Source organism: Vibrio sp. RW (genome assembly GCF_027587105.1).
GTDB lineage: Bacteria > Pseudomonadota > Gammaproteobacteria > Enterobacterales > Vibrionaceae > Vibrio > Vibrio toranzoniae.
This window is the reverse complement of record NZ_JAPPTM010000029.1, coordinates 1-12,198: the sequence shown is the minus strand read 5'-3', so window position 1 is coordinate 12,198 and position 12,198 is coordinate 1. Positions and strand designations below refer to the sequence as shown.

12 protein-coding genes are annotated in these 12,198 nt (G+C 40.9%); 6 read left to right on the top strand and 6 right to left on the bottom strand.

The features are described 5' to 3' along the window. Nucleotides 1–30: 30 nt before the first annotated feature. Nucleotides 31–729, bottom strand: coding sequence for a hypothetical protein (locus tag OCT63_RS18255; protein WP_269984245.1), 699 nt, complete (start codon nucleotides 727–729; stop codon nucleotides 31–33). A gap of 263 nt (nucleotides 730–992) precedes the next feature. Between OCT63_RS18255 and OCT63_RS18250 the strand changes: the two genes are divergently transcribed. Further along, entirely contained in the window at nucleotides 993–1,418 is a 426-nt protein-coding gene (locus OCT63_RS18250; RefSeq protein ID WP_269984244.1) for a hypothetical protein, read from the top strand. Here OCT63_RS18250 and OCT63_RS18245 read toward each other — a convergent pair. The 3 genes from OCT63_RS18245 to OCT63_RS18235 form a co-directional block, all read right to left on the bottom strand. After that, a complete protein-coding gene (locus tag OCT63_RS18245) occupies nucleotides 1,415–1,945 on the bottom strand; it encodes a hypothetical protein (protein ID WP_269984243.1) in 531 nt (176 codons plus the stop codon). The genes OCT63_RS18250 and OCT63_RS18245 overlap by 4 nt on opposite strands. Nucleotides 1,946–2,017: 72 nt before the next feature. Then, complete coding sequence (locus OCT63_RS18240) at nucleotides 2,018–3,421, bottom strand: hypothetical protein (RefSeq protein ID WP_269984242.1); 1,404 nt, start codon at nucleotides 3,419–3,421, stop codon at nucleotides 2,018–2,020. A 201-nt stretch (nucleotides 3,422–3,622) separates the two neighbouring features. Next, nucleotides 3,623–4,546, bottom strand: coding sequence for a hypothetical protein (locus OCT63_RS18235; RefSeq protein ID WP_269984241.1), 924 nt, complete (start codon nucleotides 4,544–4,546; stop codon nucleotides 3,623–3,625). A gap of 172 nt (nucleotides 4,547–4,718) precedes the next feature. Here OCT63_RS18235 and OCT63_RS18230 point away from each other — a divergent pair, with 172 nt between their 5' ends. From OCT63_RS18230 to OCT63_RS18215, 4 genes are all read left to right on the top strand, one after another. Then, entirely contained in the window at nucleotides 4,719–5,150 is a 432-nt protein-coding gene (locus OCT63_RS18230; protein ID WP_269984240.1) for a hypothetical protein, read from the top strand. After that, nucleotides 5,140–5,493, top strand: coding sequence for a hypothetical protein (locus tag OCT63_RS18225; protein WP_269984239.1), 354 nt, complete (start codon nucleotides 5,140–5,142; stop codon nucleotides 5,491–5,493). Before OCT63_RS18230 ends, OCT63_RS18225 begins: the two co-directional genes overlap by 11 nt. Nucleotides 5,494–6,230: 737 nt before the next feature. Continuing rightward, nucleotides 6,231–6,725 (top strand): hypothetical protein, encoded by a 495-nt coding sequence (locus OCT63_RS18220; RefSeq protein ID WP_269984238.1) that lies wholly within the window; start codon nucleotides 6,231–6,233, stop codon nucleotides 6,723–6,725. An 11-nt stretch (nucleotides 6,726–6,736) separates the two neighbouring features. Next, nucleotides 6,737–6,997 (top strand): hypothetical protein, encoded by a 261-nt coding sequence (locus OCT63_RS18215; protein WP_269984237.1) that lies wholly within the window; start codon nucleotides 6,737–6,739, stop codon nucleotides 6,995–6,997. A gap of 43 nt (nucleotides 6,998–7,040) precedes the next feature. Here OCT63_RS18215 and OCT63_RS18210 read toward each other — a convergent pair whose 3' ends face one another. Both OCT63_RS18210 and OCT63_RS18205 read right to left on the bottom strand, forming a co-directional pair. Next, the gene (locus tag OCT63_RS18210; protein WP_269984236.1) at nucleotides 7,041–9,215 is read right to left on the bottom strand and encodes a hypothetical protein; all 2,175 of its coding nucleotides are present in this window, start codon (nucleotides 9,213–9,215) and stop codon (nucleotides 7,041–7,043) included. A gap of 542 nt (nucleotides 9,216–9,757) precedes the next feature. Further along, nucleotides 9,758–10,927 carry a Y-family DNA polymerase gene (locus OCT63_RS18205; RefSeq protein WP_269984235.1) on the bottom strand — a complete coding sequence of 390 codons (1,170 nt, stop codon included), beginning with the start codon at nucleotides 10,925–10,927 and terminating at the stop codon, nucleotides 9,758–9,760. Between the two features lie 592 nt (nucleotides 10,928–11,519). Between OCT63_RS18205 and OCT63_RS18200 the strand changes: the two genes are divergently transcribed. After that, nucleotides 11,520–12,140, top strand: a complete 621-nt coding sequence (locus OCT63_RS18200) for a tyrosine-type recombinase/integrase (RefSeq protein ID WP_269984234.1) — start codon at nucleotides 11,520–11,522, stop codon at nucleotides 12,138–12,140. Nucleotides 12,141–12,198: the final 58 nt, after the last annotated feature.

Sequence of the window (12,198 nt, the reverse complement as noted above, 5' to 3'; positions counted from 1 at the left end):
CCCCGTCGATACTGTTTCGTGAATACCTAATCAAATCTGACGCCCTCTTGGCCCATTAAACATCTGTGTCATTTTCTTATCGATGTGTAATAGGCCATCATGAAGTTTTGCTAAGTGGTTTATGTAGGATCTGACGCTAGGTGAAAAGTCTGCAGTTAATTTTTCGTCGGCTAATAAAAGGAGTGAATCAATAGGTATGATTGTTGGTGTGATCGTGTATTGCTTACCCTCGGTTGTTTTAACCACAGTGAGGTCATTGTATTCGCTGGGTAGTAGCCTGATAAGATTTTCTCGAGCTGCCAACCTTCGATTTCTAATTGTACTCTTAAGTAGGTCAGGATCTTCGCTTACTGATTTCAACTCAATCTCTTCATGGATGTTAAGCGTTACCCTTGGTTCCCCGTCAATCGCCGCAAGGTGATGATCATAGAAGCTGAGCTTCAAGATTTGCGTGACACCGTAACCGGATATGAGCATTTTAACGATGGCTCGGTTAGCCTCTCTCACGACTTGAGTATGTGACAACTTATCCGTGACACGGCTTGAATTGGAATCTTCGCTATATGCCAGCAAGGTCGAAATCGTATTCTCTACGTTTGTCATGTCGCCTACACTTAGCACTGCAGCTAAATTTGATTGCGTGATAGCGTTACTCAACTCTAACGCAACATTTTTCGCTATCAACTTGTTCTTTTCAACTTGTTCGTATGTCAGCAAGCCTGATTCCATTCTAGCGCCCTTTCAAGTATTGTTACTTATACATAAATGACCTATAAAAATAGGTAATATTGAGAAAAACACCCCATATTGAGATTAAAAGTATCATATTGTGTTTAGTAATTTAAAGGTTTAGATCCTTGTTCAGAAATGAATCACAGATCGACACCCAATCGTCAACAAGTTTTACCTAGATATCAACAAAATCAGTTGATAACTCCAATTAATCATGCCGATTCAAACAGTTGATAAGGCCAAATGACAAAGGACACGAAATGACAACACGAAGAGCCAAAATCGTGGATTCTGAAGAGAAAGGGCCAAGCACTCATGGCTTTAGAGATGACGAAGGCGATTTTCTATTTGATACTTCACCTGATCGACTTTCAATTCAATTAAAGCCTCTTAACTGTTCAATGAGTGAGTTTATTGAGTGGTTCTACTTTATTAATGAATACAATAACTACGAGCTCATTGTATGTGACGATGGGTCTTTAATTGACCTTTCAGGTACTAGTCTTGACGTCACTGTTGGAAGGGTGATCGAGATAAACTTTGATGAGTACTTTCATGCTTTGGTTGAAACCAGGATTAAAGAAGCACACCTCAATTTGAGCCACTATGAACTAAAGGACGAATCGGAAGTTGTGGGTATGGTAGAAGAGGAAGACCCGTTTGACTTCGACATACCTTATGACTAGTTGTCTTTGAAAAACAGAATCAATGCTGCATAGGTCAGGATCACCAATAAATAAGGGTGCAGCAGTACAACCCTTATGATTGGTGCTCCTGTTTTAGTGTTACAGATTGCACACCAAGATTCATTAACTAAATGAAGAAGAATGTATAGGCACAGGCTGACAACCATAGAAACGACAAGCACATCCAAATACGTTTCAATCACCAGAATATCATGGAGTGTACTGGTAACTTCCTCTGAAGCCCGGTCAATTAAAGATTCTTTCTCTCTGAATTCCAATTCATGCGCGCCGTCAAACACAGAGTTTAGCTCGCGAAATCCATCGGCACTTGTATTGTCAACTTGATTGAGGGCGTCGATCATATTCGACAGTGATTCAGGGTCTATTCTAACCCCTCCCCATTCATCATTGACGTGAAGTACTTGAGTTTCGCTGAGGTCTTCGATTGTGCTTATTGTATTGATCAAGATGAAAACTAAAGCCAGAAGAATGTAGGTTATCGCGTGAAAGAGAAATTTGCGAAACATTACCAATCCATGTCATTTTACTTTAATAAACCACAATAACCCTACATTGAGTGTTATACAACACAGTTCTAATTAAGCACATAGTGCTAGTTCGTAAGTTTGGCGGATTCTATTTAGATAATCACCAACAAATTCGCCAAAGTTTCGCCATGCCTTCGGCGATACAGAGTTACCAAGCATTTGGTGGACTACTGTTACGTTACCGCGTGAACTTACTAATGGGTGGTCACCTGTTGTTACCCTACGCAAAGCTTTCTCCATCAACTCCGGTACCATTCGAATTCTCGAATGTTCCTGCCATGTAATAAGTCTCTGATAATTGTTTTTCCAATGAGCAATCATTGGTGACCCAATTTTGGGAGAATTATATGTAGCTGGAATCGCAGCAATTTTATCCTCATCCCCTTTATACAATTTGTGCTTAAAATTGAGTCGGCTGTCATTCAGTTTAGAAACGACATGTTCGTATCTTTTCCATAACGGGCTGCTATCTGCAATGTCTTCCATGATCGAGCTAATGGGCTTTCTTTCAACGCAAGCTGGTGGTGCAAAACGATTCAGTCCAATATTTGGCAGACCAGAAGAGATTGCTGTTACTGCGCAGCGCTCTCTTTCTTCGAAGTCACCGTTTTCGTAACCATTAATTTTAGTTTCTGAGAAGGTGTATCCTGGTAACTCACGTCGCATGAGTGAATATGTATCACTGGAGAGAAATGGGACACTGCATTCCAAGATGATGATCGCGGGATTGAGTTCGCGCAATTTGTTCACTGTAGGGATAAATTTCGCACCCGCGACAGGGTGTTGTGTGTCTCTTAACCCTTTTGGGCATAGTTTAGACATCCCCCAGCATGGATATCCGAGTTCAACGACGTCCAGTTGTGGTACTAAAGAAGTATCAAGTTCACTGATATCATCAACGATCGCTATTGCATCGGGGGCTGGAGTTTTCCAAACAGGGTTCCCTTCTAGTTGAATTGATATGGGCAGCTCTTCTATATCAGTGCTAAAAGCATGCTGTGTTCTTATATTGCACCGCTCCATTCCTTCTTTGATAGCTAGGCTCAATAACGCCAGTCCACTATAGACGCTTCCAAACGATAAAGGTCTTCTATTGATGAGTTTTCGAATTACTGTTTGTTCTCTTTCTAAACGTGCTTTATCAGCATTTGAGATTTGAATAGTAATAACGTTACTACGAAAAGTGACAGTAACTCGGTCTATCCCTTTGAAAGCTTCAGCCAATTTTTTGTTTCTAATCTCGACAAGTGCGCCTCGTTGAGTGTTCTTAACAATCATATCGCCAGTACCGGCTACTTTTTTGATGGTCACCTTGTGCTTTTTGATATCAGTTGAGATGTCGTCTGAAGCATTAAAATTGGCCGATTGTAACGCGTCACTGTTCTTTATGTAGACACGAGCGGCACCATTAGCCAAGTGTTTAAGTGAGTATTGAAATATCCTAGCTATAAACATAACACCCTCCAAAAATAACATATATTAGCATCAATATAATCTAATATATTAGATTAAGCAATGATAAGAATTCTATTTGAGAAGTGGATTTTCAAGGTGTTTGAGTAACCAAGACATTGAAGCAGGATCTATAGAGCTTATACAAAACGCCGCCCAAGTTAGTGTTATAACTTTTGAGCGGCCATTGGTCATTTTAGGGTTTTAGTATCGGGCACATGACCAGTCAGATGTGGCACTGACTTCATCCACCATAGTGAACGAAGCATCTAGAGTGCACTTGTATCCCGAAGTCGAGTTTGAATCCAATGGAAAGTGAACATCAATTTGGTAGCTGTTTGCATATTTTTGTTTACTCGGATGTGCGACAACATACGCATCTTTTGTAGTGTAAATGTACTTGGGGTGTACGATTTCGTTTGTATCTTGAATCAACGGTAGATCTTCAATTCTGTACCGGTTGTTTGTTAAACCAAGTGCTACTACTACACCTTTATCAAACGAAGTATCCAGTTGGCTTAAGTTTGAATATAGGCCATGCTGAGAATAGAAATCGTGGCCTTCATTTTCGTAGTAATTAGCCTGGCCATGGTACTGAGTTGCGACAAGGTCGAATGACCCTACTTTTCCGTTATCATATAGGTCCGTAAGGTTCAGAGCAGCAGTATCAAAGACAACATCGTTAGTAGGATTATGTACACCGATATCTTGAGCAGTGCGGCTAGTGATAACAATCTCACGATCAAAGTTATTCATTTGTGTTAAAGATACGCCCCGCGCACTACCAAAGTCTTGTGCATTCAACATATGTGAATACTCAGATTTTGGGACGTACACATGTGTTTCCACAGGAAAATATGTTTCCCCGAAGGCATCACTATTTACGCGACCAGCAAAGTTATGTTTCACCACATAGTAGTTTGATACCCGCTCACCGAAACCACCATTAAGAGCATATTCTTGCTCCACTAATGAGAACCACGCATTATTTGCAGTTGAGTTTACTGTTTGAACAACGTTTCCGATTGTTGAGACCTTCTCACCTGGATTAGGGTTTATTGTTGTAGAGGCGTGCGTGACGCCAGTTGATGCAATAAACACACATACAGCTATCAAGCTATTTTTCATATCATAAAGCTCCATTTCTAAAGTTACGTGTTCCGGGTAAAACCAACCATAAACTAGCATGTAAATCAGGTAAAACCCGCTAAAAAAAGCCTATTGTTTTTAATGTAACTTTGCAATATTTTAATCAGCAATGATATGATGCATTTATACGAGTTTATGAATGTAGCTAGAGATGAAGCCGACCAAGCTTATATTGTCATTAGGATTAATAGTGGGTTGCCAAGATATGGGGCCGTCTACAAAAGTGACTGAGTTTCTAGAGACAGAGATCACACTCGAACCACCATTCAAAGGGATCTATTTAGGTGCTGAATCTGACTTGGTTGCCATCTTTAATTATGGCGTCCTGGACGACACAGTGGAGATATACACGCCTAATGGAATCATGACTAAACCCTTTTCTCATTCTGATCAAAAACTTCAAGTCATTATGGCTAGTTCGAGTCTTGTGCAAGGGATCCCATTGAATTTCATTGTTACTGATCAGCAACTCATATGCACAACTTGCGCGTTCTATAGCTTAGATATGCATTGGCAAAAAACGACTTTTGCAGCGCTCCCAAACAAGTACAAATTAACTGAGGATCCGACAATTGGACAATAACAAGACTTCAAATATTTTCACGGCTGCTGTTTTAGTCATCATCATGTTTGCTATCTTCAAGCAAGCACGCGCTGAAGAACATCCCTTTCCTTATAAATACAATGCTTGGGATACCACCAGCGAAGAAGGTTGTTACCACAATGGAGAGTTCTTTCATGTAGGTGAAATTGAGGCTATGAATAAAGCTGATCTTGACGAATACATGTCTGCAACCGGGTATCGCGCTAGCGACGGATATGCTGTAATGATGCTATGCACCTATGACGTAGTGCCTAGTTTGGGTGATCATCCGAAACCAGGAGACAGAACCCACAAATGGGTGGCATATAGCTGGTATTGGTAGAGTGCACGTAGATTACTTGAGATATATAGTAGGTACCCGCCCCATATAACTTAACAGTTCAAGATCGTCCTCGTACGCGTCAAGCAGCTTTCTCTTACACGCTAAATACGCTCCAAGCTTTCCGTACTTGTTTATGCTTCTCTTAAAACAAACCCTCTTACCATTAACGACAGGCATCGCTCTGTAGTATTGATTTGAACTATTCTTGTCTGCCATTAATTGTGGCTCCAAGTTCTTCGGCAACTTATGAAAGATTTTGGGGTCGTTCAGGATTCGCTTCCAATGTTTTCCCCATGCCTCTATACCTATCTGGTCTCTTAGCTTCAAAGCGGAAATGTAACCCTGCTCCTTGCCTTGTTTAAGGTATCCTATGGACCGATTTGTCACCGTATCATCCGGTAAATGGATATGGATCTTATATGCGGTCTTAGTGACTGATAGAAAACGCATATCCAGTTCGTTGTTACGTCGTTCTGTCTTTTTAGTCATCTGGCCCACTTGAACAATCTTACTCTATCATCGGTTTTCAATTCTGATTGATATCGACAATGTTAGCAATATACACAACACCATCCCGTTACAATTTCTTTCAATTTGTAGACAGATTTGAAACCCGTTACATAGAAAATGAATATATATCATTGTTTAACAAAAAACACCAACTATCTGTTGAGAGTTGATGGATTGAAGCCTATTGTGATTTTGCGTTTTTGCATTATCACTAAGAGGAATGAATCATGTCAGCTCACATATCAGATAACCTAGCAATAGAAATAACCCAAGAAATCACTAGTGAACTACGTAACGAGATTGACGACAAGCTTGTTGATACAAGTGGATACCGTGCTTTAATCGTTCTAAAGTCACTTCTCCTACACTCACCGATACGCGTGCTTATAGCATTCGTTAGGATCACTATTGCTTGCTTATTGGCAGTCGTACTGACTTCTCTTTATTTCCTGGATGCCGAAACCGCCTTTGAACTCTCTAAATCCAGTGTCCCAGACCTACTCGCGCTAAGAGATGAGTTCTTCTCACTCTCTTTGACTTTGTCGGCAATATTTATGTCATTTTACATATTCTTCAGTGCCTTTCGTTGGGGAAGAAAATGCAGTCAAGAAGAAGCTGATATTCGTAAGAAGCAAGATGAAGTCGAATATTATGTCCAGTTGACCCTTGAAGTGATAAAGAGAGTTGAACAGAAGAAAACTATACAGCTGGAGAATAAGTAATGGAGAACACTATGGAGGCTTCAGAATTAATGAATGTTTCGTGTCTTACTGCTTTGTGCAAAGAGACAAAGCTGATTGGTGAAGCTCGACCATTCAAGGGGAGTCTTATTAAGGGTTACAATTTATCTATCGTAGACGAAGAGCAAAATCGTTACATAGTTTCGACCTATATTACTGGCGTCAAGCAATATAGAAACCCTGAATCTTTGCTTAAAGACGCCAAAAGGATTGGGTTGAATGAGGTGATTTTTCTGTTAGAAGATGACGCATAAAAAAATTGATTGAGGGGGACTCCCCCCTCTCATTTAACAGAATTTATAATGGCTTTGCAGTAAAGGCGACAATTGGCTGAACGTTTGTTTCAGAACGCTGAACACCAAATCCACTTATCCACCCTCCATTCGGCGCTGTAACAACTTGGTGAGTGCCTAAAGAATCGTACTCCACAAGATTGTTGTAATACCGGGCCTTCTTGTCTGTCCAGTGGTTAACTACTTCACCGTCATTGTACTTAACAAACACAGCACCGAAATACTGCATTGTCTTTCTAAAGCTTGTCCCTTCCTTTAATTCTTTTAAGATATAGTCAGGTGTTTGTGGGTACAACCATACATAGCCTGAAGGTTGCGAATTGAAATAGGTGCCCGTGTTGGTTTCTGATACAGGTTGCCAACTGTACTTTTGGTGGTGCCCGCCACGGCAAGTCATATATTTTTCTTCCCCCAATGTCTGGTCGTCATTAATCTTTCTGAGTCTTACTGCCATTGGATAGTGCTCGTAATATTGCGTAGCTTCCTCCTTTCGGCCTACCCCTGTGATAACCCAAGTTTTCCAATCTTTGGGGATACAAAGTACGTCTACTTTTTCACGTTCGTTAATTAACTCTGATTGCAATATCCATGGCATCGTGGGGTAAACAAGCGGGTATGAACCTAGGTCAACATTAAGTTCTGATAAAACCACATCACAACCGATTTGATTCATTTGGCAACGTTCATTCGCGTCTTTGATCAGTTCGAGTCGAGAAGAAACAGTGCTGTTATCTGATTCAAAAGCTGTAACAGCATCCTCATGCTTTTCGAAGTCAGTAAATGAAATCTTAAGTCGGTTCAGTTTTGATGTGTAGCTTTGGTACGATAACTCGTGAACATACATTTTCAGTATTTCATCGCTCGCATTACGCTCTTCAGGGGTGAGAATGGTATCTTGATAGTCCGCAGGTAAATCAACAGAATTGCGGTAAGAGAAGGTATTAACTTTGATGACTGCAGGGTTGGTTTTCACGGACTCAAAGTATGCCGAGTTAGACGTTATAGCGTTATTAATACTGCTTACGGCGTCAATACACTTGTCGATATTGTTCGTGCAACTCATTATGTCTGAGTTATTAAGCTCGCTGTAAATGAGCTCTGCATCTCCTCCCTTTACATGTGACGATATCATTATGCTGACATCCTTTGAGTGTTTTTCTTTTAGATAATTGAGGGTGGTTTTTAGCTGTGACAAAGTACCAACCACAAATTTTCCATTCGCCGTTAACTCTTCCTTCAATTCATAATTGCTAAATTCGAACAATAAACCAGTGACAATTTGTGCCCCCGTGTAAACCTCTGCCACATAACCTGTACCACATCTTAGCCGATACCCTAAATAATCCTTAGAGAGCAACTCATGATACTCAGGTTTCAGTTTCATCACTTCACCCTTATGAGGGGCAACTACCTTTTGAAGGTCTTTGTTTAACTCCATCAAGTAATACAAAGCAATTTGCCCATTACGTTTATTTACTTGTCGTTTGTACTCGAAATCTCCGAGGCTGACTTTACCTACAATCGAAAGGTCAGCCTTGACTTGAGCAAATTCCATTGCTGATTCAAGGTGGATCGTTTGTTCTTGATGGAAGGACGAGCCTTTGCTGTGTGGAACTATTTCTACCTCATAGTTCTGCATGCAACGATTCTGCTTTGGCTGATCGAATTCCAAGTCAACACCTGCCCCAATCACTGCTTCAAGTTCATAGTCCTGCCCTAGTGCATACTTCGAAGTTTCAATGGCACGAGGGTCAAGGAAGTCTATGTTGAATTCAAGTTCGGCTTCACTTTGATTGGATGGATCATACAGCGTATGTGATTTTACTTTGTAGAGTGACACTTCATCTTCACTTGTTTTTGGTGCTGTAACAGTGAACTCGTGTTTGTTTCCAACAGTAGGCTGTTCAGTGATTGTCAATTCTGGCCCCGATACATGTTCAAATTGAACGATAACCTGTTTATCGGGGTCTGCTTTCGAATAAACAGTGACGGAGTCGGTCGCTCGTTCATTCATGGTAATAGAAGTTGGTGCTGAGATTGTAGGGGCTACATTTCCTGATCCGCTTGATGACGACGAGCCGCCGCCGCTGTCGCCGCCACAACCAACTGACAGTGTTGCTGTCAGTGTAGTAACCAGTAGGTATCGAACTGTGAGCATTCCTTGAGTGAGCAGTTTCATTTTCATATCCCTCAATTTATTGGATTCAATCGCATACATAGCCACACATACCGGTTTGAAGATTACGACTTCAAATTACGGATGTGCGAAACTGGCACAATGAATAATTCCATTGCGAGTGTTGATAGGCATTAGATGCCGGTATTGAAACAGATTGGTGCGTTATGAATTGTTCATGGGGACCTCCAAATGCATGACAGTAAAAAATTTAAGTATTTAAATATTTCAGTCATTCACTTGGAGTTTTTGAAGATTACTCGAAGGATGACTGCTAGTAGTAGTAAAGTGTCATTTTTTATCCTTGCAGACTCGCCTAATCACTAATGGCCTGCGGCATAGTAAGTTACTTTGATGTATTAAGAATTGTTATCGACCTTAAAAAAGAGCCGACCTTTAAGAAGTTTGCACTACCCATCAAAGCTCATGTGCACTTAAATTAATAACTCAATTGCATTGGTATTGTCAATGTATTGAGGAGCGTTAATTCCAAAAAAATATATGATATATGATTTTGTTAAAGTGACCTTTGAACAATAACTTCTTCAACATTGAATTACGGGAAAGTCTGAAACCCTTGTAGTAAAGCATGGAGAGAGAAAATCACGGCGCATTTCCCATTCTTGTTTCTCGTTCGTGCCTTGAGCTCCCAGGAAAACACTTCCTCTCCCATACCGATTGTTTAAGGTATCGAGAACGTTCATCAATGCCGGGTCTTCAGGTTCAGCAAATAAATCAACTTGTCGCTGCCTATCAGAAACTAATTCGAGAGCAGCCACACCAATTTTGTAGTACGGAACATCAGGCTGAAAACATTGCTCAGCAATGTCGGTAACCGCCTTCGTTATTCGGGTCGAATCATTAGTCGCATACTCAAACGTATGGATCCGTTTAAAGCTCTTCGGATTGCTGTCATATGGCGATGTACTTGCAAACGCAGTTAACGTTCTGCAAGAACTTTTCTGTTCTCGGCACTTACGCGCAACAATACTCGCATGGAAACTCAGTGCTTGCTTAAGCGAGTTGATATCTGTTATTCGCATACCCACTGAACGCGTTGACATGATTGTTTGCTTATCGTCTCTACAGTCGTCCCAATTTAAACAGGGCTCGTTGTTGAGTTCCCGATGACAACGTTCAACATTGACATTGAAGTTACGTTGGATCTCTTCAACAGGTCGTGACGCGAAATCCCATGCTGTAGAGATACCCATATACTTCATTTTGGTTGATAACTTTCGTCCAATCCCCCAAACATCCTTGATGGGAGTCTTCTTAAGCGATTCGACTCGTTCTTTCTCTGTTTCAATCACATAGACACCTGAGTATTCGCGCTTTGACTTAGCCAGCTTGTTGGCCACTTTACTCAATGTGAGGGTATTCGCATAACCAAAGCTAACGGGGATCCTACAACAGCGCCAAACCTCTTTTCTGATGTTTAGACCAAATTGACGGACATCAGACAGCGCCTCGGTGTGCCCAGCCAAATCTAGAAAGATCTCATCAATCGAGTAACAATGATGACGCTGGGAGAAGGTACTGATCACGCCCATCATTTTTTGGCTAAGGGCAAAATATTCAGCATAGTTGCTCGAAAAAACTTTGACCTTATGCAGATCAATTTTGTCCTTTTGTTTGAAGTACGCTTCAAATTTTTTTATTCCGAGGTCTACCGCCATACGGTTAGCCGCGACCACAGCCCCATCATTATTCACCGTTACACGTTTTACCCCCTAAAATGTTATGAAAAACCTTTCTAAATAAAGCCTGTAGCCTGCTTTGTGTAATTCTCACCGATATTAAGCAATAAGTTGAGAATTTTTTGATATGGGGCTCATGAATTCTCATGTAGGAGAGGACTTTATAAGTACATACTAAACAACCAATTAACCCTGTTCGTACCGATTTAAATTAAATGTGCTCAAAAATAAAGATTCATACTAATTGCTACTACCAAGTCTGAATCGAGCTACAACTGAGTATTAAAGTATCATATTGTTGTAACTCATTTCTGGACAGAAACAATTTAGAGCCGAAGGGCGGCTCTGTGCCAAAAGCGGAGATTCGCATAAACCAACAACAATGACTGCTTTGCAGCTCAAAGCGGTCATTGCTATTTCAAATGCCAATTATGTTCGGTGACTTTTACTTGCGCATTCGGCTTAATCAAGTCTTGATCTAACATAACCTCAAATGCTGGTCATACCAAAGTGTGCTATGTGATGTTAATTGAAACATCAAGTTCGGTCATTATTTACGCTGTTCTGTCGATAAAGAAATGTCACTGCAAAATAATGAAGCATTATCATGGCAAGCCGCATACCATGGAACAAAGGCAAGATCATCGGCCAAAAAGCGCCGCTGCGCCAACAAGAAATTTGGTCTATCCGTGCCCGGCTGGAAATAGCCAACAACTTAAAGGAGCTGGCTCTGTTTAACCTCGCGATTGATTCTAAGTTACGGGGGTGTGATTTGGTGGCGTTGAAAGTCTCTGATGTGATGCGCTCTGGCGATATTCTCACTCGTACCAGTGTGGTGCAGCAAAAAACCGGTACGCCGGTGATGTTTGAGATAATTGCATATACCCGTGAGTCGTTACGCAAATGGATAGCATACGCTAAATTAAACGCTACTGACTATTTATTCCCATCACGAAAGCATACTGTACCTCATCTTGGCACCCGAGCTTACGATCGCATAGTCCATAAATGGGTGTCATCCATAGGTTTAGAAAGCAGTTTGTATGGCACTCACTCCATGCGCAGAACTAAAGTTTCTATTCTGTACAAGCGAGACAAAAACTTACGCGCCATTCAGTTGTTACTCGGTCATAAGAAAATCGAAAGCACAGTGCGTTATCTTGGTATCGATGTGCAGGATGCGCTTGAGTCTGCTGAAAATCTTGATATTAGAGTTTCTCTTTTATAGTTAAAATACTATATTGCAAAGCATACTAAGCTACTGAATTATAATGCCCTGTACTAAT

Excerpts from the sequence above, each read along its gene's own strand:
- OCT63_RS18220 (WP_269984238.1), top strand. The coding sequence starts at position 6,231 with ATGTCAGCTCACATATCAGATAACCTAGCAATAGAAATAACCCAAGAA.
- OCT63_RS18230 (WP_269984240.1), top strand. The coding sequence starts at position 4,719 with ATGAAGCCGACCAAGCTTATATTGTCATTAGGATTAATAGTGGGTTGC.
- OCT63_RS18235 (WP_269984241.1), bottom strand. The coding sequence starts at position 4,546 with ATGAAAAATAGCTTGATAGCTGTATGTGTGTTTATTGCATCAACTGGC.
- OCT63_RS18245 (WP_269984243.1), bottom strand. The coding sequence starts at position 1,945 with ATGTTTCGCAAATTTCTCTTTCACGCGATAACCTACATTCTTCTGGCT.
- OCT63_RS18255 (WP_269984245.1), bottom strand. The coding sequence starts at position 729 with ATGGAATCAGGCTTGCTGACATACGAACAAGTTGAAAAGAACAAGTTG.
- OCT63_RS18215 (WP_269984237.1), top strand. The coding sequence starts at position 6,737 with ATGGAGGCTTCAGAATTAATGAATGTTTCGTGTCTTACTGCTTTGTGC.
- OCT63_RS18240 (WP_269984242.1), bottom strand. The coding sequence starts at position 3,421 with ATGTTTATAGCTAGGATATTTCAATACTCACTTAAACACTTGGCTAAT.
- OCT63_RS18250 (WP_269984244.1), top strand. The coding sequence starts at position 993 with ATGACAACACGAAGAGCCAAAATCGTGGATTCTGAAGAGAAAGGGCCA.
- OCT63_RS18210 (WP_269984236.1), bottom strand. The coding sequence starts at position 9,215 with ATGAAACTGCTCACTCAAGGAATGCTCACAGTTCGATACCTACTGGTT.
- OCT63_RS18200 (WP_269984234.1), top strand. The coding sequence starts at position 11,520 with ATGGCAAGCCGCATACCATGGAACAAAGGCAAGATCATCGGCCAAAAA.